At 70.3% G+C, this 19,728-nt stretch carries 19 protein-coding genes and 1 pseudogene; 7 read left to right on the top strand and 13 right to left on the bottom strand.

What is annotated here, in order from left to right; all coding sequences use genetic code 11:
* Positions 1-11 precede the first annotated feature (11 nt).
* Together IPJ17_05245 and IPJ17_05240 are read left to right on the top strand one after the other, a co-directional pair.
* Positions 12-1,220 carry a 6-phosphofructokinase gene (locus IPJ17_05245; GenBank protein ID QQR74988.1) on the top strand — a complete coding sequence of 403 codons (1,209 nt, stop codon included), beginning with the start codon at positions 12-14 and terminating at the stop codon, positions 1,218-1,220.
* Between the two features lie 58 nt (positions 1,221-1,278).
* On the top strand, positions 1,279-3,000 hold the full coding sequence (locus tag IPJ17_05240; protein ID QQR74987.1) for a hypothetical protein: 1,722 nt from the start codon (positions 1,279-1,281) through the stop codon (positions 2,998-3,000).
* Between the two features lie 96 nt (positions 3,001-3,096).
* On the opposite strand, the gene IPJ17_05235 is transcribed toward IPJ17_05240, so the two are convergent.
* From IPJ17_05235 to IPJ17_05185, 11 genes and pseudogenes are all read right to left on the bottom strand, one after another.
* A complete protein-coding gene (locus IPJ17_05235) occupies positions 3,097-3,528 on the bottom strand; it encodes a hypothetical protein (GenBank protein QQR74986.1) in 432 nt (143 codons plus the stop codon).
* A 242-nt stretch (positions 3,529-3,770) separates the two neighbouring features.
* A complete protein-coding gene (locus tag IPJ17_05230; GenBank protein QQR74985.1) occupies positions 3,771-4,058 on the bottom strand; it encodes a hypothetical protein in 288 nt (95 codons plus the stop codon).
* Between the two features lie 219 nt (positions 4,059-4,277).
* The gene (gene ybaK, locus IPJ17_05225; GenBank protein QQR74984.1) at positions 4,278-4,754 is read right to left on the bottom strand and encodes a Cys-tRNA(Pro) deacylase; all 477 of its coding nucleotides are present in this window, start codon (positions 4,752-4,754) and stop codon (positions 4,278-4,280) included.
* The gene (gene yjjX / locus IPJ17_05220) at positions 4,751-5,344 is read right to left on the bottom strand and encodes an inosine/xanthosine triphosphatase (protein ID QQR74983.1); all 594 of its coding nucleotides are present in this window, start codon (positions 5,342-5,344) and stop codon (positions 4,751-4,753) included. The genes ybaK and yjjX overlap by 4 nt, the downstream gene beginning before the upstream one ends.
* Positions 5,345-5,351: 7 nt before the next feature.
* Positions 5,352-5,708 (bottom strand): cupin, encoded by a 357-nt coding sequence (locus IPJ17_05215; GenBank protein ID QQR74982.1) that lies wholly within the window; start codon positions 5,706-5,708, stop codon positions 5,352-5,354.
* A 90-nt stretch (positions 5,709-5,798) separates the two neighbouring features.
* Positions 5,799-7,697 (bottom strand): M36 family metallopeptidase, encoded by a 1,899-nt coding sequence (locus tag IPJ17_05210; protein QQR74981.1) that lies wholly within the window; start codon positions 7,695-7,697, stop codon positions 5,799-5,801.
* A 133-nt stretch (positions 7,698-7,830) separates the two neighbouring features.
* A pseudogene (locus tag IPJ17_05205) lies at positions 7,831-8,172 on the bottom strand (hypothetical protein).
* 164 nt (positions 8,173-8,336) lie between these two features.
* A complete protein-coding gene (locus tag IPJ17_05200; protein ID QQR74980.1) occupies positions 8,337-9,098 on the bottom strand; it encodes an SDR family oxidoreductase in 762 nt (253 codons plus the stop codon).
* 75 nt (positions 9,099-9,173) lie between these two features.
* A complete protein-coding gene (locus tag IPJ17_05195) occupies positions 9,174-9,887 on the bottom strand; it encodes a sulfite exporter TauE/SafE family protein (protein ID QQR74979.1) in 714 nt (237 codons plus the stop codon).
* A gap of 32 nt (positions 9,888-9,919) precedes the next feature.
* On the bottom strand, positions 9,920-10,678 hold the full coding sequence (hypB, locus tag IPJ17_05190) for a hydrogenase nickel incorporation protein HypB (protein QQR74978.1): 759 nt from the start codon (positions 10,676-10,678) through the stop codon (positions 9,920-9,922).
* A gap of 2 nt (positions 10,679-10,680) precedes the next feature.
* Positions 10,681-11,022: a hydrogenase maturation nickel metallochaperone HypA gene (locus IPJ17_05185; GenBank protein ID QQR74977.1), complete on the bottom strand. Its 342-nt coding sequence runs from the start codon at positions 11,020-11,022 to the stop codon at positions 10,681-10,683.
* Positions 11,023-11,279: 257 nt separating this feature from the next.
* On the opposite strand from IPJ17_05185, the gene IPJ17_05180 reads away from it, so the two are divergent.
* From IPJ17_05180 to IPJ17_05160, 5 genes are read left to right on the top strand one after another with little or no spacing between them, the layout of a single operon-like run.
* Complete coding sequence (locus IPJ17_05180) at positions 11,280-12,398, top strand: hydrogenase small subunit (GenBank protein ID QQR74976.1); 1,119 nt, start codon at positions 11,280-11,282, stop codon at positions 12,396-12,398.
* A gap of 11 nt (positions 12,399-12,409) precedes the next feature.
* On the top strand, positions 12,410-13,345 hold the full coding sequence (gene hybA / locus IPJ17_05175) for a hydrogenase 2 operon protein HybA (GenBank protein ID QQR74975.1): 936 nt from the start codon (positions 12,410-12,412) through the stop codon (positions 13,343-13,345).
* Complete coding sequence (gene hybB / locus IPJ17_05170) at positions 13,342-14,538, top strand: Ni/Fe-hydrogenase cytochrome b subunit (GenBank protein ID QQR74974.1); 1,197 nt, start codon at positions 13,342-13,344, stop codon at positions 14,536-14,538. The genes hybA and hybB overlap by 4 nt, the downstream gene beginning before the upstream one ends.
* A 15-nt stretch (positions 14,539-14,553) precedes the next feature.
* Positions 14,554-16,257, top strand: a complete 1,704-nt coding sequence (locus IPJ17_05165) for a nickel-dependent hydrogenase large subunit (GenBank protein QQR74973.1) — start codon at positions 14,554-14,556, stop codon at positions 16,255-16,257.
* A gap of 43 nt (positions 16,258-16,300) precedes the next feature.
* On the top strand, positions 16,301-16,816 hold the full coding sequence (locus tag IPJ17_05160; GenBank protein QQR74972.1) for a hydrogenase maturation protease: 516 nt from the start codon (positions 16,301-16,303) through the stop codon (positions 16,814-16,816).
* Positions 16,817-16,947: 131 nt separating this feature from the next.
* Here the strand turns inward: IPJ17_05160 and IPJ17_05155 are convergent, their stop codons facing one another.
* Together IPJ17_05155 and IPJ17_05150 are read right to left on the bottom strand one after the other, a co-directional pair.
* A complete protein-coding gene (locus IPJ17_05155; GenBank protein QQR74971.1) occupies positions 16,948-18,834 on the bottom strand; it encodes a hypothetical protein in 1,887 nt (628 codons plus the stop codon).
* Positions 18,835-19,065: 231 nt separating this feature from the next.
* Positions 19,066-19,602 (bottom strand): GNAT family N-acetyltransferase, encoded by a 537-nt coding sequence (locus tag IPJ17_05150; protein ID QQR74970.1) that lies wholly within the window; start codon positions 19,600-19,602, stop codon positions 19,066-19,068.
* Positions 19,603-19,728: the final 126 nt, after the last annotated feature.

The raw sequence follows: 19,728 nt of genomic DNA, 5'->3' as shown, positions 1-19,728 counted from the left end.
GAGCTCCGCAGATGGCCAACCTCAACACGCATCGTGGCACCATCGCCATCCTGACCGGCGGCGGCGACGTCCCCGGTCTCAACCCCGCCATCCGCGCCATCACCGTGCGCGCCCTGCGCGAGGGGTTCCGCGTCCTCGGCGTCCGCCACGGCTGGGCCGGGCTGATCGAGCTCGACCGGGACAATCCGGAGCGGAACGCCGACTGCGTCGTCGAGCTCACCGAGGAGACGGTCAACAAGGTCGGTCGCACGGGCGGCACCTTTCTCCACACCTCGCGGACCCGGCCGTCGCACGTGCCGAAGGCCGTCGTGCCGGTCCACTTGCGCGAGCGCTACACCGCCGAGATGAACGACCTGACGCCCGAGGTGCTGGCCAACATCGGTGCGCTCGGCATCGACTTCCTGATCCCGATCGGCGGCGACGACACGCTCTCCTACGGCGTGCGGCTGCACAAGGAAGGGGTCAAGGTCATCGCCATCCCCAAGACGATGGACAACGACGTGCCGGGGACCGACTACTGCATCGGCTTTTCCACCTGTGTCACCCGCACGATCGAGATGACCCACGCGCTGCGCACCTCGGCCGGCTCGCACGAGCGCTTCCTCGTCATCGAGGTCTTCGGGCGCTACGCCGGTTTCACCGCGCTCCTGCCGACGATGGCCGGCGCGGCGAATCGCTGCGTCATCCCCGAGCACCCGTTCGACGTCCACCGCCTCTGCGAGCTGCTGGTCGCCGACCGCACCTCGAACCCGAGCCGCTACAGCGTCGCGCTGGTCAGCGAGGGCGCCAAGATGCGCGGCATGGACGAGATGGTCTACTCCGGCATGGAGGCCGACGCATACGGCCACCGCAAGCTCGGCGGCATCGGCGACGTCGTTTCCGAGCACCTCAAGGAGCTCTCGCCGAAGTACAACCAGGGGCGACGGATCAACGTCATCAACCAGCGACTCGGCTACCTCGTCCGTTGCGGTGACCCGGACGCGCTCGACTCGATCGTGCCGATGGCGTTCGGCAATCTCGCTCTCGACCTCGTGCTCGACGGCGTCGCCGGTCGTCTGGTCAACGTGCGCAGCGGTCGCTACGACAACGTGCCGATCGACGTGGTGAGCAGTCGCAAGAAGGTGGTCGACGTCGAAAAGTACTACCTGCCGGACCGCCTGCGCCCGAAGTACGAGAACTTCGAGAACCGTCCGCTCTTCATCATGACGAGCGACTACTGAGCAGCGCTGCGACGCATCAGGCATTGGTGCAGGCGAACCCGAAGAAGACCTCGGCGACGTGCGGCCTACGACTCGCGACTCTTCCGCCCTCGTCCACCTCGGCCTGGGTGCGGTTCTCGTCGCCTGGTGCGTGCGACGCATCGGCGACTTCGACATCTGGTGGCACCTCGCCTATGGCCGGTTGATTCTCGCCCGCGGTGCCGTGCCGTCCGTCGACGAGTTCTCCTTCACCGCCGCCGGGACGCCGCGCATCAACCCCGAATGGCTCTTCCAGGTCGCTGTCGCGCTGCTCGAGCGGGCTGGCGGCACGGCGGCCCTGGTGCTCGCCAAGACGTTGCTGCTGCTCGCCGTCGCCTGGCTCGCCGTGCGTTTCGTGCAACGCGAGCTCGCGCTCGACCTCGTGCCGGCCACGGCGCTCGTCACTCCGTTCCTGCTCGCCGGGCGCTGGCGTTTCATCGAGCGGCCCGAGCTCGCCACGATCGCCTGCACCGCCCTGCTCCTCGTGGCCCTCCTGCGACGGCGCGACACACCGCCGAGGCTCGGCGGCCTGCTCTGGATCCCGCTGCTCTTCGCGCTGTGGGCGAATCTGCATGCCGGAATCGTCGTCGGTGCCCTCGTTCTCTCGCTCTTCGCCCTCGGCCGGACCCTGGAGCCGCGCCTCGCCGCGCCTCGGGCCGAAGCTCCCGGGCTCGGCCGGCCGACGGCGCGCCAGGCCTGGATCCTCCTCGCTCTCTCGCTCGGAGCGAGCCTCGCCAACCCCTTCGGCTGGCGCCTCTGGGAGGTGCCGTTCGCGCTCACCTCGTTGCACGAGAAGGGGGTCTTCCGCAACCTCGAATGGGCCTGGCCGCGCTGGCCGGCGCACTGGCTCTTCTTCGCCACCCTGCCGCTCGCGGCCGCCGCGCTGCTGACGCGGCGACGCCGGCCCGACCTCGCCGCGCTGCTGCCGCTCGCGGCGCTCGCCGCGCTGGCGATCCGCTATGTCCGGAACCTCGGGCTCTGGGGGTGCCTCGCGCCGCTGCTCCTCGCCGCCGCCCTCGCCGAGCGCGACGCGCCCGGGCCTTTCGCCGTGGCGCTCACGCGCGTGTTCGCCCGCGTGCGGCCGGCGCTCGTCGCAGCGGTCCTCTTCGCGCTCGCCGCGCTCTTCCTCGCCGGCGAGCAGCCGTTTCCACGCGGCTTTTCGATCGACGACCGGCGACTTCCGGTCGCCGCCGTCGATGCGCTCGAACGCCTCCAACCCAGCGGCGAGCTGCTCAATACCCACGCCTTCGGCGGCTACCTGATCTACCGGCGATGGCCCGCACACCGCGTCTTTCTCGACGGCCGCGACGACCTCTACGCCGACTTCCGTCGCCGCCTCGGCAGCGCGGTGCTCGACAGCCGTCTCTGGTTCCCCCTCCTCGACGAAGAGCGGATCGGCGCGACGTTGCTCGGCTACGAGCAGGACGGCACCGAGGTGCGCACGGTCGACGGCGCGGGTCGAGTCACCGGCACGGTCCGCCAGCCGTGGAGCGTCACCTACTTCCCGCCGGAGGAGTGGTCGCTCGTCTACTTCGACGACGTGGCGATGATCCACCTGCGACGCACACCGGCCCACGCCGCGACGATCGCCCGCGAGAGCCTCGACGCGCTCTTTCCCGAAGACCCCGACTACCAGCGCTGGATGATCGCGCGCGGCGCGGTCGACCGGGACGCTGCCGAGGCTCAGCTCACCCGAGCTCTCGCCCGCAACCCGCACAGTCGGCGCGCCAACGCCCTGCGCGAAGCCCTCGCGGCCCGCTGAGCCGAGGGCGCCGAGCGACCGCGGCGGGCGGCTCGCTCTCGCGCCACGCCGCAGCTCGCCGGACGCCGCCGGCCGGGAGAAGGCGGTGCCGGTGGGTTACTTCGCCGCCCGCTTGGCGGTCCTCTTCACCGCCTTCTTGGCGGCCTTCTTCGTCGCCTTTCTCACGACCTTCTTGACGGCCTTCTTCGCCGTCTTCTTGACGACCTTCTTGGGGGCCCGCTTGAGGCTCTTCTTCGCGACCTTCTTCGTCGCCTTCTTCACGACCTTTTTCGCGACCTTCTTCACGACCTTCTTCGCAACCTTCTTGACCACCTTCTTGGCGGTCTTCTTCGTGGCCTTCTTGGCCGCCGGCTTGGCGCTCGCCTTCGCCGCCGCCGCCTTCTCGGCCGCGCTCTTCTTCTTCAGGTCCGCACGGTGGGCGCGCTCGTAGGTCTGGATGTCCTTGAACTTGCCCCCCTTGTCCCGCACGGCGTAGAGCTTCTTTCCTGCGCGGCTCCGCAACGTGGTGCGTCTCGCCCTTCCGGCCATGGCGACTCTCCTCGTCGTAAGGCGGAGCGCTCCGATGCGACACCGCCGCTTTCCCGCGATCTCCCTGCATCGTAGCCGAGGATCGGGTCTTCCACGCAGGGACTCGGCCTCAATCGCGAATTCCTACCGCCATCCGCCGCCCGGTCGCCCTGCGCTCGGCGAGGACGTCGTCGCTCGCGACACGCGATCGCGACGGCGCCGGCAGGGTGTCGGCGGGCGACGCAGCGCGGTCGTCTCGGGCGTCAGTGCCCCGCCTTCTTCTCGGCTTCCTTCACTTCCTTGACCACCTCGTCTTTCGCCGCCTTGAGGTCCTTGGCGACCTCATTCTTGGCGTCCTTGAGCTCCTTCGCCACGTCCTTGGCGCCGTCATGCAGGTCCTCGGCGGCATCGCGCAGCTTCTCGTTCGGCCGGCGATCGAGCGCGTCGTTGACCTTGTCCCGGACCTGTTCGGTGGCGCTCTTGGGCTTCTGGTCGCAAGCGGCCATGCCGAGGCACAGGACGAGGGCAAAGAACAGGCGGAGTGACTTCATGGCGATCTCCTTCGGGCGTGGACCGGGTCTCGCTGCGCGTCAGCACAGCCGTTGTCTCCGCGCTGCTCGAGGTCGAGCGGGCGGTGCGAGCTCCCGGATTCCGTCTGGCGCCGAAGTGTAGGCGAAGGCCGAACGGCGCGCTGTACGCTTTCTCCTGACCTCGTCGTCGGTCCGCTGCGGAGTGCGAGCCCGCGTCGGCGGAGCGACTCCGACGGCGGCTCAAGGCGCCGAGGGGCGCGCGATCGCCGCCACTCGTCCGCCCGTGAGGGCGAGCAGATCGCCCGGCGCAAGGGCGATCTCGAGGCCGCGGCGGCCGGCGCTCACGTACAGCCGTTCGAGCGCGAGCGCGCTCGCGTCGAGGATCGTCGGCAGTGCCCGGCGCTGGCCGAGCGGGCTGACGCCGCCGAGCACGTAACCGGTGGCGCGTTCGACCTCGGCGGGCTCGGCCATCTCGGCGCGCTTGGCGCCTGCCGCCGCGGCGAGCGCCTTGAGGTCGAGCAGGCTGGCCACCGGGATCACTGCCACCATGAGTCTGCCGTCGACTCTCGCCACCAGGGTCTTGAAGACCTCGTCGGCGGCGAGCCCCAGGGCTTCGACCGCCTCTCGACCGAAGGAGGCGGCACGCGGGTCGTGGACGTAGGAGACGAGCTCGAAGCGCACTCCCGCGCGCTCGGCCGCGCGCACCGCCGGGGTCACGACGCCTCGCTCGTCCCGTCGTCCCGGGTCGGATAGAGGTCGGGACGGAGGAACGGAACGAGCGCCAGGGAGACTGCGGGAGCGTAGAGACCGGCGCGGTCGATCGCCCCCCCGGTGAGCAGACCGACTGCGCCCTCCTCGCGCTTCGAGCCGCTGCGGCCGAAGACGCGATCGTCGGCGTCGCCGAGCTCGAGCCCCGCGTGGAGGACGAGGCGGGCGATCTCGTCGGGCAACACGAAGGTGGCGCTGCGGGCCCGGCCGCAGCGATCGCGGGAGCAGACGACCGCCCAGGCGAAGGCGATGAGCTCCTCGCCGTGCCGCTCGACACCCCCTTCGAGCCCGACCCAGAAGTCGGCGGCGGGGGCGAGCGCTCGCAGCGCTTCGGCGCGCTGCCGAGCCCCACGCAGCGTCTCCTCGTCGCTGACCGGCTGATGCGCCACGCCCGAGGGCACCGCCACGCCCTCGACGGTCAACTCGCGGGGGCCAATCAGGCGACGAAAGCCGTCGATCGTCGCCCGGCGCTTCACCGGGTTCGCCGAGGCGACGAGCACGCGCAGGGTGCCCGCGCCCGGGAGGTGGGGTTCGCTCATTCCTCGCTCACGCGTCGCGGCGGGCCGTGGTGGGCGAGAACGCCGGCAGGCAGATCGCCACGTAGACCGCGCCCTCGCGAGTCGAGCAGCGCATCCACTCGCCGGCGAAGGCACGCAGGGCCTGCCCGGCGCGTGCCTCGAGAGTGCCGCGCCGGGTCTCGAGGCAGAGGCAGCCCTCGAGCACCAGCAGGATTTCGTCGAACTCCGGCGTCTGTCCGACCTCTCCCCAGCCGGGCGGGCTGGTCATCCGCGCAATGCTCACCGCCGACGTCGCGGTGGCGATCCGCCCGACGAACTCCTCGATGCGTTTCGGTGGGTCGCCGGTCGTCTCGAAGACGACCGGCGCGTCGATGAGCTCGGCCATGGGCGCGACGATACCGCGGCCGGCGCGCGTCGGCGCGGAGGGGACGCCGGGTGCTCGGCCGGCGGCCCTCCGCGGGGGGGACCTCGTCGCCTACTCCGTCGCCGTCCCCGACCAGTGCGAGGTGCCGTGGAACTCGAAACCGTCCTCGAAGAAATGACCCTGGCAGGCGGCCGGCAGGTCGAAGGCCTGCACGCCGTCCGTCGCGCTGCTGCTCAGGCCCTGCGAGGCCGACGAGCCGAGCCCCCGCTTGGCGAACGCGCGCCAGATGCGGCACTGGTTGGCTCCGCCGGTGAGCACGGTGTCGGCCTGGAGGATGGCGTTGCGCCCGTCGACGAAGCCCGGCGAGCACGGCTGCAGCTTCATGCCGTCCATCACCAATTGGAAGGCGAGGTTGTTGCCGCCCTTGCCGCGGTAGAAGTCGGGAGACCAGCCGTGGGCGAGGACGAGATTCCAGTACATCTCCCAGAGCATCTCGGCCCACACCGAGCCCACCCCGTGCGGGATCGCCGCCGTCTTGATCGAGTCGTAGGTGTGCAGGTTGACCGCCATGTCGGTCGTGTACGGGTAGGTGCGGATGCCTGTCCCACTCGCACGGGTCTGATAGTTCACGTAGGTGCCCACAGGGCGCGCGGTGGTCGGGCCGTCCGACGGCAGCGCGTGGAGGAAGAGGGTCATCCAATCGCTCCAGCCCTCGCCCGCCTGTTCGTCGTTGCCGAGGCAGCCGACGTTCGCCGGCCCGCCGGTGAGCCGGTTGGAGAGTCCGTGCCCGTACTCGTGGGCCATGATCCCGGCATCGAGGTCGCTGTCGCGATTCACCGTGACGCGGCGCAGGGTCGCGTTGACCCCCGGCGCGGGGAGCTGGCCCTTGATGAGCGCCCCGTCGTTCTGCGAGACCATGAGCGACGGGATGGTCACCGTCGCGCCATTGACCCCGGCGCCCATCGGGATGACGGCGGTGCCGCCCTGGTTGTTGGCGATGATCGCGGCGATCGCGCCGTTGACCTGCGCACACTTGACCTTGGTGCCGAACTCGCAGTTGCCGCGGTCGATCACCGCGATCTTGCCGGTCAACCCGGGAAGCGCTCCCGCCGTGCACACGGTGTTGACCGCGTTGGGACAGGCGTCGCCCGGGATCGCGTCACCGTCGTTGGCCAGGACCAGGTCCCCGGCGAAACCGGCCAGGGTGAGCGCCGGTCCGAAGCCGGCGCTGCCGGCGAGGTAGGTGCCGGCGATCCCGGCCGGCGCGTTGACCACGACCTCGCCGGGAGAGGTCCAGACGAACATCTGCATGCGGCCGGCGCTGCCGTCCGGCGGCGTCGCGAAGTTGGCGTTGTTCGTCCCCGACCCGTCCTGGGCGTCGGCCTGCACCGAGTCGTTGCCGCTGCCGCCGCGGCCGTAGTTGTTCTGCTGAAAGTTGCCGGCCGCCTCGGTGAAGCCGTACTGGTAGAGGACGTCGTGCATGATGTTGTTCCAGTAGAACAGGCTGACCACCGCCGCCTCGCGATAGGCCGCCGGCTCCTGGGTGGCGAGGTCGATTGCCGGCTGGAAGTCGAGCGAGGCACCGCCGCTCGGCCGGATGTCCGAGCCGCCGAACGCGTTGTTGGCGTCGAGGTCGGTCTGCGCCTGCACGTTGTTGCCGCGCGTGTCGGTGAACTCCGCGCCGACCGCACCGTTCGTGTCGTGCCAACCGTACGGCGAGGCGAGCAGGTCGTGCGGGTCGGTCTCGACGGTGCGCGGGCCGTCGTTCGGCGACTCCTTGGGGAAGGCGAAGACCTCGTAGGTGGCGTGTGCCGACCAGTTCACCTTGCCGACGATCTCGCCGGTCGCCGCATCGACCCACAGGTTCCACCAGTCGGATCCCTCGACCGGGCGGATGACCAGGTCCCAGACGAGGGGCAGGGCACCCTGCTTGTCGAGGTAGTACTTGAGCCGCGCCGGGATGTCGTCCTGCGAGACCCCGGGGACCCGGTAGAGGCTGCGCTGCTCCAACCCGCCCTCGAGCCTCGACGAGCTCTGCCGAAGCTGCGGCGCGCAGCCCGAGATCCGCGGCGGCCGCGGCGATCGCCGCCTCGGCGGAGAGCAGCGGCGCGTTGCTCCCGGCCACCGCGGCCGCGTTGGCGACGAAGGCGCCGCCGAGGCCGAAGAGCCGTCCCTGGGCGTCGACGTTGGCGTTCCGCACGGCGTTCTCGATCTCGAGCCCGTGGACGCGCTGGCGCAGGTAGACGTGGGTCACGCCGTTGTGCGCGTCTCGGTACTCGTCGGTGATCGCGACGTCGGCGAGATCGGCCGGCGAGAGGCCGGCATCGGCCGCCGTGGCGGCGAGGTGCGCCAGGACGATCTCGCGCGCCGGCCGGTCGGACGGACGAGTGAGGTAGATCGACGGCGTCTCCGCGGCGAGGCTGCTCGTGGCGGCGAGCAGAGCGAGGGCGACGAAGACGGACGGCCAGGTCGCGTGGCGCTTCATGCGGCTCCTTTCCGGGCCTGAGGCAGTGAGGTCCCTCGCCGAGGCAGGGGGCCGATTCCTGTTGGATCGCTGGATTCTACGCGCCGCGCCGTGTCGCGAGAAGCGCCGGACGCGCCACCCGCCCGAGGCCTGCCACCCGGCCAGCCGAGAGCACGAATTCGCGTCTAGAGCAGGTAGCCGCCGTCGAGCGGCAGGTCGATGCCGGTGACGAAGGCGGAGGTGTCGGAAGCGAGGTAGAGAATGGCCTGGGCGATCTCCTCGGGCTCGGCGAAACGCCCGCCGGGCGTGCCGCCCGCCAACTCGCGGTAGGCCGCCTCCGTCGAGCCGGTCTTGGCCACCAGCTCGCGGAAGAACGGCATCGCCTCCCAGAGCGGCGTCTTGACGCCCGCCGGGCAGACGGTGTTGACCCGCACGCCGAGGCCGCGATCGCGGCTCTCCTTGGCGGCCGCCTTGGCCAGCATGCAGACCGCCGCCTTGCTCACCGAATAGGCCGCCGCACCGGAGGCGGCCCGCAGTCCCGAAGCCGAGGCGACGAGCACGATGCTGCCACCGCGTCCGCTCATCGCCCGGAACCCCGAACGGACGGCGAGGAAGGCGCCGTCGAGATTCACCGCGAGCAGCTCGCGCCAGGCGGCAAGCGAGGTCGCGTCGAGCGCCGACGCGGCTGAAACGCCGGCCGAGTGGACGATCGCGTCGAGCGACGCGAGCGAGCCCACCGCCGCTTCCCACTCGGTCTCGCTCGTCACGTCGAGGCGGCGTGGGGCTGGGTGGTCGATCGCCGGGGGGAGCGCCGCCGCCGTGCGCGCCGCCGCGGCGTCGTCCCGATCGGTGCAAAGGACCGAGGCGCCGGCCGCGGCAAGGCAGCGCGCCGCCGCCGCACCGATCCCCGACCCAGCGCCGGTCACCAGCACGGTGCGGCCGGTCATCGCGCGGTCCGGGCGGAGGTTCGTCGGTTCGCTGCGGGGTCGCGTCGCGGCATCGCCCATCGCGAGAGCGCCGGGTCAGAGCCCGAGAAACTTGATCGCCACGCCGCAAGCGAGGATCGCCGCGCCGGCGAGGGCATGGGCGAAACGCTCGAGGTGGTGGACCGGCAGCAGCGCGAGCCCCTTCACGCCGGCGAGGGTGACGGCGAGCATCGCCGCGAGCGTCGTCGCCGCGAAGACGACGGTGACAGCGACCATGCCGAAGGCGCTCTGCGCCGCCGCCGGGTACATGAGGATCGGAATCAGCGGCTCGCAGGGCCCCAGGACGAAGACGATGAACAGCGCCCACGGCGTCACCGGGGCACGACGGGCCGCCTCGGCCTCCGCCTTGCCGCCGTGCTCGTGGGCATGGGTCAGCGCGTGGACCGAAGCGTGGCCGCTGCCGAGATGGACGTGCCCGTGGCCGCCGGAGAAGGCCTTCTTGATCCCCCAGGCGGTGTAGACGGCGCCGAGGGCGATCAACGCCCAGCCGGCGATTTCGCCGCGGGTCGATTCCACCGCCTCGAGCCGGTGGACGGCGAGACCGAGCGCGATACCGGCCATGCCGAGGACGACGGACGAGAGCACGTGCCCGAGCCCGCAGAGCACGGTGATGCCCGCGGTGCGAGCGAGCGACCAGCCCCGTGCCTTGGCGAGAACGATGAACGGAACGTAGTGGTCCGGGCCGAGGAGCGTGTGCACCACGCCGATCGACGCGGCGGTGGCCATGAGGAGGAGCAGCTCGTTGGACATGCAGGCCTCCGGCGAATCGTCCCAGGTCCCCGTCAGTCGTGCGAGGAGTGCTCGTGAGCGGTGCCGTGCGACGCGTCGTGGCGATGCGCGCGACCGGTCGGCGGCGGCAGCGCGGCCCGGCGTGCTTCGAGCCAGGCGATCCACTCCGGCAGCCCCTCGCCGCTCACCGCCGACAGGCGGATCATTCGCACCTGCGGCATGGTGCGGGCCAGGGCGTCCTCGAGCGCATCGAGCCGGAACCCCGGCAGGTGCGGCAGCAGGTCGACCTTGGTGAGCAGCACGAGGTCGGCCTTGCGGAACATCACCGGGTACTTCAACGGCTTGTCCTCGCCCTCGGTCACCGAGAGAGCGACCACGTTTGCCGCCTCACCCAGGTCGTAGATCGCCGGGCAGACGAGATTGCCGACGTTCTCCACCACCAGCGTGTCGGCGCCGCCGAGATCGAGATGATGCAACGCGTGGTGCACCAGCTTGGCATCGAGGTGGCACGCCGAGCCGGTGGTGATGGTGGCGGCCGGAATGCCGGCGGCGCGCAGACGTTCGCCGTCGTGGTCGGTGGCGAGGTCACCGGAGAGCGCCGCCAGGCGATGCCCCGGCATGGCGCGAGCTGTCGCTTCGAGCAACGCCGTCTTGCCCGACCCCGGCGAGCCCATCAGGTTGACCGCCAGGATGCCGCTCGCCGCGAAGTGCTCGCGGTTGTGGGCCGCCTGGGTCGCATTGCCGGCGAGGATGCTCTCGTGGAGATCGACGGAGACGAGCTCCGGATCGCCACAGCCGCAGGTGTCGCACATCGTCAGGGAACCTCCATCTCGATCCGTTCGAGCACGATCTCGTCGCCTCCGGCCAGCCGTGCCGGCGCACCGCATTCGCCGCAGCGCAGCACCCCGCCACGCGGGATCTCGCGCCCGCAGCGGCCGCACTCCCAGCGAGCCGGCGCGTCGACCAGCTCGAGCTCGGCCGCGGCACAGCAGCTGCCGAGTCGCGCCAGCTCGAACGCCGAGGCCAGCAGCTCGCGCTCCACCCCGGCGAGCTCACCGACGCGAACGCGCAAACGCTCGACGCGGGTCGCTCCGTGCTGCCGCGCCGCGGCGTCGACCCGTTCGAGAAGCGCTTGGATCAACGAGTACTCGTGCATGGCCAAGTGCGCGGACGTTAGCGCGCAAGGGCGCAGCATACCCCTACCCGACGGGAGGGGATTCGCATTCCCCTCCCCACCCCCGGGGAGGTTTCAGGAGCAGTTCGATCCCGATAGAAAGCACCTCCAACTCTTTAGCTTCGGCTTCCACGCGGGGGAGCGAGGAAGGAGCGAAGTCCGAGCGAGAGGGCAGGCTGCACGCGGACTCCCGCATCGTCGGTCATTTCCCGACGGCGCGTTCAATCTGGGAGGTGTACATGCTGCCCGAAATCCCGCTCGCCCGATCCTCGACCGGCCTGCTCGACCGCGAGCTCCGCCGACGAGACTTCCTCCGCATCTGCACGATCGCCGCGGCAGCGGTCGGCCTGCCGCTCAAGGTCGCCGAGCAGTTCGCCGAGGCTGCGGTGGCCGGCAAGAAGCCGTCGGTGATCTGGCTGCACTTCCAGGAGTGCACGGGCTGCACCGAGTCGCTCCTCCGGACCTCGCACCCGGCGCTCGAAGAGCTGATCCTCGACCTCATCTCCCTCGACTACCACGAGACGCTGCTCGTCCCCTCGGGCAAGCTGGCCGAAGAGTGCCGGCACGCCGCGATGGAAGCCAATGCCGGCAAGTTCGTGCTGATCGTCGAAGGCGCGATCCCGACCAAGGACGGCGGCATCTACTGCAAGATCGGCGGCCAGACCGCCATCGAGATGCTCGAGGAGACGGCCGCCAAGGCCGGCGCGATCATCGCCATCGGCTCCTGCGCCTCCTGGGGCGGCATCCCCTCCGCCGACCCGAATCCGACTGGCGCGAAGGGCGCCCACGAGATCCTCAAGGGCAAGACGGTCGTCACCCTCCCGGGCTGCCCGGCCAACCCGTACAACCTGCTCGGCACGGTCCTCCAGTACGCCACGCTCGGCACCCTGCCCGAGCTCGACGAGCTCAACCGTCCGAAGTTCGCCTACGGCCAGACGATCCACGAGCACTGCCCGCGGCGCGCCCACTTCGACGCCGGTCGCTTCGCGCTCGCCTACGGTGACGAGAACCACCGCCTCGGCCACTGCCTCTACAAGCTCGGCTGCAAGGGCCCGGCGACGCACGCCAACTGCTCGACACTCCACTTCAACGAAGTCGTCGGCGCCTGGCCGATCGGCATCGGCCACCCCTGCTTCGGCTGCACCGAGCAGCGCATCGGCTTCCGCGTCCCGCTCCACGACACCGTGCCGATCGAGCGACCGACGCCGCCGGACACCTATCCGCCGATCCACGCCGAACAGGGCGGCATTTCGCCGATCGCCACCGGCGTCGCCGGTCTGGTCGGCGGCGCGGTCGTCGGCGCGGCCTGGATGGCCGCCAAGAAGCTCGGCGACGACGCCGGCGAGCCCAAGGCTTGAGGAGGCCGGCCATGGCCGCGACCACCGACCGACGATCGTTGCTCAAGTCCCTCGCCGTCGCTTCGACGGCGGCCGCCGCCGCAACGGCGCCCGCCGCCGCCGCGCGCGAGAAGAAGGTCGCCCCGCCCGAGGCGCTCGGCATGCTCTACGATGCCACGCGCTGCATCGGCTGCAAGACCTGCGTGGTGGCCTGTCGTGAAGCCAACAACCTCGAGCCCGACACCGGGGACGAAGGCCTCTGGCAGAAGCCGGTGGACCTCAACGGGCGTACCAAGAACATCATCAAGCTCTACAAGGAAGGCGAGCGGGTCTCCTACATGAAGGCGCAGTGCATGCACTGTGTCGATCCGGCCTGCGCCGCCGCCTGCATGCTGCACTCGCTCTCCAAGGACCCGGTCACCGGCGTGGTCGGCTATGACGTGAAGTGGTGCGTCGGCTGCCGCTACTGCCAGATGGCCTGCCCGTTCAACGTCCCGAAGTTCGAGTTCGACAAGGCCGCCCCGAAGATCGTCAAGTGCGAGCTCTGCCGCCACCGTGCCGGCGACGCCCAGCTCGTCAAGGTCGGCGACTTCACGCGCTATCCCAAGGGACACGGCTCGGCCTGCTGCGAAGTCTGTCCGCGCGAAGCGGTGATCGCCGGCAAGCGCGACGAGCTGCTCGCCGAGGCCAAGCGGCGCATCGCCGCCAACCCCGGCATGTACTTCGAGAACCGCGTCTACGGCGAGGTCGAGGGGGGCGGTACGCAGGTGCTCTACCTCTCCAACGTCCCGTTCGACAAGCTCGGGCTGCCGTCGCTCGGACCCGACGGCGTGCCACAGACCTGCTACACCGTGCAGGAGGGGCTCTACAAGGGCTTCGCCGCGCCGGTGGCTCTCTACGCGGTGCTCGCCGGCGTCATGTTGCGCAACCGGCGCGCTGGCGGAGCGTCCGAGGAGGCGGGCAAATGAGCACCCACGCGGTCGTTCACACCCCGGTCGGCGGACCGATCCTCACCCGCCCGTTCCGCTGGCTCCTGCTCGTCGCCGGGATCGGCGTCGCGTTCGCGCTCTGGCGCTTCACCGCCGGCATCGGCGCGGTCAGCAATCTGACCGACGGCTACCCGTGGGGCGTCTGGATCGCCTTCGACGTCGTCGTCGGCACCGCCCTCGGCTGCGGCGGCTACGCCGTCGCCCTGCTCGTCTACATCCTCAACAAGGGCGAGTACCACCCGCTGGTCCGTCCGGCGGTGCTCACCAGCCTGCTCGGCTACGGGCTGGCGGTCATCGCGGTGAGCATCGACCTCGGCCGCTACTGGGATCTCTGGCGGATCCCGGTGACCTACTGGCGGTGGAGCCACTCGCCGCAGCTCGAGGTCGCGCTCTGCGTGGCGCTCTACAACCTCGTCCTGCTCGTCGAGCTCTCGCCGGCGCTGTGGGAGAAGTGGCGCGACGGCACGCACGCCGGACGGCGCGAGTTCGCCGTCAAGGCGCTGCGCTTCGTCGACAAGGGCGGCGTCTGGATCATCGCCCTCGGCCTGCTGCTGCCGACGATGCACCAGTCGACTCTCGGCACGATGATGCTGCTGCCCGGTCCGCGGCTTCACCCACTCTGGTTCACCCCCTGGCTGCCGTTCCTCTTCCTCGTCTCCTGCCTGGTGATGGGCTACGGCGTCGTCGCCTGCGAGTCCGCCTTCTCGGCCAAGGCCTTCGGGCGACCGCGCGAGACGGCGATGCTCGCCCGGCTCGGCAAGGTGGCGATGTGGGTCGCCCTCTTCTGGGCGGTCTTCCGTCTCGGCGAGGTGGCGATCGCCGGCGAGCTCGGCCTCGTCGCCTCGCCGATCGGGGCGTTCTTCGTCGCCGAGGTGGCGACGCATCTCGCCGCGGCGTTCCTTCTGATGTCCGAGGCGCGGCGTTCCGACCCGGTGATCCAGGTCCGGGCCGGAATCCTGCTCATCCTCGGCGGAGCGGGCTACCGCATCAACACCTACCTGGTCGCCTTCAACCCGGGCAACCACTGGCGCTACTTCCCCGCCCTGCCGGAGTTGGCGATCACTTTCGGCATCGTCGCCGCCGAGCTGGCCCTCTACATCTGGGCCGTGAAGACCTTCCCCATCCTCGCCGGCCGCAGCGTGAAGAACGCCGCGGCGCGGGCCACCCGCTAGCAAGGAGAGAGCCTCATGTCCAAACGCATCGTCGTCGACCCGATCACGCGCATCGAGGGCCATCTGCGCATCGACGTCGAGGTCGAGGGTGGGCAGGTCCGCAAGTCCTGGTCCTCGGGCCAGATGTGGCGCGGCATCGAGCTGATCCTCGAAGGCCGCGACCCGCGCGAAGCCTGGCTGTTCACCCAGCGCATCTGCGGCGTCTGCACCACCGTCCACGCCATCACCTCGGTGCGGGCCGTCGAGAACGCCATTCAGCTCGAAGTGCCGCTCAACGCGCAGTACATCCGCAACCTGATCCTCTGCGCGCACGCCCTGCACGACCACATCGTCCACTTCTACCACCTGTCGGCGCTCGACTGGGTCGACGTCACCTCGGCGCTCAAGGCCGACCCGGCGAAGGCCTCGGCGCTCGCCGAGTCGCTCTCGCCCTGGCCGCACAACAGCACGCGCGAGCTCGAGGCGGTCAAGGCCAAGCTCGAAGCGATCGTCGCCTCCGGCCAGCTCGGCATCTTCACCAACGGCTACTGGGGCCACCCGGCGATGCACCTGCCGCCGGAAGTCAACCTGCTCGCCGTCTCGCACTACCTGCAGGCACTCGACTATCAGCGCAAGGCCAACAAGATCGTCACCATCCTGGGCAGCAAGACGCCGAACATCCAGAACCTCGCCGTCGGCGGGGTGGCCAACGCCATCAACCTGGACAACGACGCGACGCTGAACATGGAGAAGCTCTACGCGATCAAGGACACCTTCGACGAGGTCAAGGCCTTCGTCGAGCAGGTCTACCTGCCCGACGTGATCGCGGTCGGCTCGATGTACCCCGAGTGGCTTGGCTACGGCGCCGGCGTCACGAACTACCTCGCCGTCCCCGATCTGCCGCTCGACGGCAAGGGGACGCAGTTCGATCTGCCCGGCGGCGTCATCATGGGCGGCGACCTGTCGACCTACCGTCCGATCACCAGCTTCAACGACCCGCTCTTCCAGGCCAAGGTCGAGGAGTCGGTGGCGCACGCCTGGTACGAGGGCGACTGGCAGAAGCACCCGTGGGAGGAGGACCTTCCTCGCCCGAAGTACACCGACTTCCAGGACGAGGGCAAGTACTCCTGGGTCAAGGCGCCGCGCTTCGAGGGCAAGCCGATGCAGGTCGGTCCGCTCGCCCAGGTGCTGGTCGGTTACGCCTCCGGCCACGAGCTGATCAAGAAGCACGTCGACTCCTCGGTGGCGCTGGCCTCCTCGATCGCCAAGACCAAGATCCCCCTCTCGGCGCTGCATTCGACGCTCGGACGGCACCTCGCCCGGGCGATCCGCTGCGCCGTGCTCGCCGAGCTCGGCCTCAAGCACTGGGGCCTGCTGGTGGGCAACATCGGCAAGGGCGATCTGGCGATCTGGAACCAGCCCGTCTTCCCCAAGGGCGAGGTCAAGGGCTTCGGCTTCCACGAAGCGCCGCGCGGCACGCTGTCGCACTGGGTGGTCATCCGCGACGGGCGGATCGCCAACTACCAGGCCGTCGTGCCGTCGACCTGGAACGCCGGCCCGCGTGACGCCCAGGGTCAGATCGGCCCGTACGAAGCGTCGCTCGTCGGCAACCCGGTGGCCGACGCCGAGCGTCCGCTCGAGGTCGTGCGCACCATTCACTCGTTCGATCCTTGCCTCGCCTGCGCCATCCACGCCTTCGATCCCGAGGGCAACGAGACGGCCCGGGTGAAGGTGCTCTGAGGTTTTCGAGGACGCGGGGGCGGCCGAGGAGGGGAAAGCGGCGATGCGCGCCTTGGTGCTCGGGATGGGCAGCGTGCTGATGCGCGATGACGGCGTGGGGCCATCGGCCCTCGCCGCCCTCGCGGCGCGGTACGAGTTGCCGGCCGAAGTCGAGCTGCTCGACATCGGCACGCCCGGGCCCGAGCTCGCCCACCGAATCGGCGGCTACGACTCTCTGATCGTCTTCGATGCGCTCCGCATCGAGGCGCCGCCGGGCACCGTCCGGTGTCTCACGCGCGAGGAGATCCTCGCCGCCCCCCTCCTCAATCCCCGCCTTTCCCCCCACGATCCCGGTCTGCGCGAGGCGCTGCTCTCGGCCGACTTCTTCGGCGAGGCGCCGCCTCGCGTCCTGCTCGTCGGGATCGTTCCGAAGGACATCCAGCTCGGCACCGACCTCTCTGCCGAGGTCGCCGACGCCCTGCCCGCGGCCGCCCAGGCCGCCGCCGACGAGCTCGCTCGCCAAGGCTTCCCCGTCACCGTTCGTTCCGAGCCAAAGGCGCTCGGCACCTGGTGGCGGTGACCGGCGACGCGACCTCGCTCGCCCGCCTCACCTCGTCTGCAATCCACGGCCGGTCGCCCCGGCCGTCCCGCAGGCGTGGGCTCGATTCGCCGCGCCCGGAGCGCACCGCGCGCTCCGCCAGCCCGCACCGATCAGCCCGGTCTCGCGGCGATCTCGTAGATCAACAGCCCGTCCTGCTCGAAGACGTTACGCAGCCATCCTGCCGCTTCGCGATCGGCGAGCCAGTGGTAGAGCGGCGACTGAACGCTCGCGTCCGCCTCCCGGAAGTCGATGACGAGGTGAGAGATCCCCTGCGCGGCGAGGAGTGCCGGCTCACCGGCAGGAGGCAGGCTGGAGAAGGCGCTCTGCAGGCGTCTGTACTCGGGAGGGAAGGTGCCGCTGTAGCCGTTGGCGATCGCCCGGCCGTGGGCGCGCGCGCTCCACATGCGCGCGATCTCGCGGTCGATCTCGTAGGACGGCGGCAGCGGCAGGAAGATCACCGCCCGGACTTCGTCGTGCTGCCGCAACCAGGTCGCCGGCTCCGGCTGGGCGTCGCGCGCGGCGAGCGGCTGCGACCCGAGATCGCGCGGCGCCGCCTCGAGCGCGAGAAGCGCCACGAGCAGCGCGGGGAGCGCACGAGCCCAGCGGTGCCCGCCTGCCCAACGCTCCACGGCCGCGTAGCCGCGGGCCGCCAACGCCGCCATGCCGAGCGACGCAAACACGAAGAAGCGCGCCGGAACGCGCATGCCGGAGAACCCCGGCAAGACCGACGCCGCGTGCGTGAAGACGACCGGGAAGGCGAAGAGGAGCGCCACCGCGCTCGCCAGCAGCAGGTCGACCTCGAGGGGCCGGCGAGCCCGGGCTCGGGCGATCGACTCCCAACTGGCAGCAAGGCCCAGGGCGAGCCCGAGGACGAGCAGATGAGCTGGCCGCTCATAGCCCTTCAATCCGACGGTGCCGAACGGCACCTTCGCCCGCTGGAGGCCGAGCCAGGTTCGGGCGTCGCCCAGCACCACGCTGGCCGCCACGAGCCCAGCACCGACGGCGCCGAGGAGGAACCGGGAGAGACGACGGCGGGGCGCCGCGCCCGCCGCACCGTCGCGGGCCCACGCCCACAGACCGACCGGAATCAGGAACGCCCCGCTGAAGCCGACGAAGAGGCAGTTTTCCCTTCGGAGCAGCACCGGGGGAAAGATGTCGCCGTACCAGTTCGTCGGGCTCGGCTGCAGCAGACTGATCGCGGTCGCTCCCCAGATGCGGTAGTCCGCCTCGCTCCGGATCTGGGCGAGCCCATCCCGGTAGGGCAGCAGCAGGGCGCCGGCCACCGCCACACAGCCGAGCGCCGCAGGGATCAGCGCGAGCCAGATCCGGTGGTCACCGCGCCGGCGCCAGAGACCGGGCAGGGCGAGCACCGCCAGCACGGCGAGCGGCACATGGGCCATCACGGCGAGATAGGTCCCGCCGCTCAGGTGGAGCGCGTAGACGGCCACGAAAAGCGCCGCGCGACGCCCGTTCGGCTCGGCGAGGAGCCGGTGGAACGAGAGCAGCAGGAGCGGGACGAACGCCGTGAGCAAGACCTGCAGGTGATTGGCCTCGTCCCAACGAAAGGGCAGAAAGGTCCAGATCGCCCCGCCGAAGAACGCCGCGCGCGGTGAGAGCTCGAGCTGGCGGAAGAGCAGAAAGGCGGTCCAGCCGCTGAGGGCGAAGGCAAGGAAGAAGATCAGGTTGTAGGCGGGGATCTCGCCGCCGGCGATCGGCCGGAGGATCGCCATCGCCACGCCCGCGCCGATCAGGTGGTCGGAGAGCGCGAGCGCGTGCCGCGTCGGGAAGAACCAGGGGGCGTCCCAGACACCCGCGAGGGCGTGGGGTACCCGATCGGCGACCCAGGTGACGACCGACAGGTTGAAGAGCGAATCGCCGAGGTCGAGGACGTGATCGCGCCCCAGCGCCAGCAGCCATCGCAGGTAGACGGCGGTGAGCGAGCCGTACCCCAGGAGGGCGACGATCTCCCGCCATCGATTCGCCAGGAAGCCGCGCACGAGGTCTCCTTCGTCCGAGCGGCCGAAAGGTCGAAAAGAGAAGCCGCTCCGAGAGCTTACGAGAGGCCCGTCGCAGGCGCTATGGACACTCGCCGCGAAGATCGCCCCACGGCATCGCCGCGCGCATTCCCGCGCCGCCCCCGGGTTCCTGCTTGTTCCCCGAGTCACCCCGCCTCAGACGCCGACGGCCGCCCGAAGGCGGCCGTCGTCAAGCGCGGACGCTCGCCCGCGTCAGAGCGCCAGCACCATGTGGCTCATGTCGTGCGGGTTGCCGTCGGGGTCGGTGCCGTAACCGGCGAGACGGTGCTCGCTGAAGCCGAGCTCGGCGAGGACCTTCACCGCGTCGGCCTCGAGGTCGGAGATGAGCATGCAGTTGAGATGCTTCAACCCGTTGCCCCGCGCCGTGTCGATGAAGTGGTTGATCAGCAACGTGCCGAGCCCCTGGCCGCGGTACTCCGGATCGATCAGCCACTTGACGCGACCACCGAGGCGCAGCGGTCCGTGCGAGCGCCGATGCAAGGTGGCATCGGCCACGACGCGCTTGCCGTCGAGCGCCAGCAGCGGGAAGACCTTCCCGTAGTCGAGGTGCTTGCCCCAGGTGTCGATCAACGAACGATCGTCGATGCGGTCCCAGGCGAAACGCCGCAGGTCGTCCGGCAAGCGCATGAAGAACTCGTAAAGGGCCTGCGTGTCGCCCTGCTTGAAGGGCCGCAGGACGACCCGCCGGCCGTCGCGCAGCACGGCCTCGTGCGGAAAGCGATTGGGCATGTGATTCCTCCGAAAAAGGATCGGGATCGACCAGCTTCTCCGTGAAGGATATCGCTCCGGAGGGGCTCTGCGTTCCTCCCGTCCTCTCCCGCCGCCGAATCCTCTGGCCGCGGGCTTGACTCTCCC

It is taken from the genome of Holophagales bacterium, assembly GCA_016699405.1.
In the GTDB taxonomy this organism is placed as follows: Bacteria; Acidobacteriota; Thermoanaerobaculia; order Multivoradales; family JAGPDF01; genus JAAYLR01.
The sequence above is the reverse complement of the archived record's forward strand: the minus strand, read 5'-3'. Positions and strand labels throughout refer to the sequence as shown.

Coding starts and splice junctions, on each gene's coding strand:
- IPJ17_05245 (QQR74988.1), top strand. CDS start 12: ATGGCCAACCTCAACACGCATCGTGGCACCATCGCCATCCTGACCGGC.
- IPJ17_05235 (QQR74986.1), bottom strand. CDS start 3,528: ATGGCCGGAAGGGCGAGACGCACCACGTTGCGGAGCCGCGCAGGAAAG.
- IPJ17_05230 (QQR74985.1), bottom strand. CDS start 4,058: ATGAAGTCACTCCGCCTGTTCTTTGCCCTCGTCCTGTGCCTCGGCATG.
- yjjX (QQR74983.1), bottom strand. CDS start 5,344: ATGAGCGAACCCCACCTCCCGGGCGCGGGCACCCTGCGCGTGCTCGTC.
- IPJ17_05215 (QQR74982.1), bottom strand. CDS start 5,708: ATGGCCGAGCTCATCGACGCGCCGGTCGTCTTCGAGACGACCGGCGAC.
- IPJ17_05200 (QQR74980.1), bottom strand. CDS start 9,098: ATGACCGGCCGCACCGTGCTGGTGACCGGCGCTGGGTCGGGGATCGGT.
- IPJ17_05195 (QQR74979.1), bottom strand. CDS start 9,887: ATGTCCAACGAGCTGCTCCTCCTCATGGCCACCGCCGCGTCGATCGGC.
- hypB (QQR74978.1), bottom strand. CDS start 10,678: ATGTGCGACACCTGCGGCTGTGGCGATCCGGAGCTCGTCTCCGTCGAT.
- IPJ17_05185 (QQR74977.1), bottom strand. CDS start 11,022: ATGCACGAGTACTCGTTGATCCAAGCGCTTCTCGAACGGGTCGACGCC.
- IPJ17_05180 (QQR74976.1), top strand. CDS start 11,280: ATGCTGCCCGAAATCCCGCTCGCCCGATCCTCGACCGGCCTGCTCGAC.
- hybA (QQR74975.1), top strand. CDS start 12,410: ATGGCCGCGACCACCGACCGACGATCGTTGCTCAAGTCCCTCGCCGTC.
- hybB (QQR74974.1), top strand. CDS start 13,342: ATGAGCACCCACGCGGTCGTTCACACCCCGGTCGGCGGACCGATCCTC.
- IPJ17_05165 (QQR74973.1), top strand. CDS start 14,554: ATGTCCAAACGCATCGTCGTCGACCCGATCACGCGCATCGAGGGCCAT.
- IPJ17_05160 (QQR74972.1), top strand. CDS start 16,301: ATGCGCGCCTTGGTGCTCGGGATGGGCAGCGTGCTGATGCGCGATGAC.
- IPJ17_05150 (QQR74970.1), bottom strand. CDS start 19,602: ATGCCCAATCGCTTTCCGCACGAGGCCGTGCTGCGCGACGGCCGGCGG.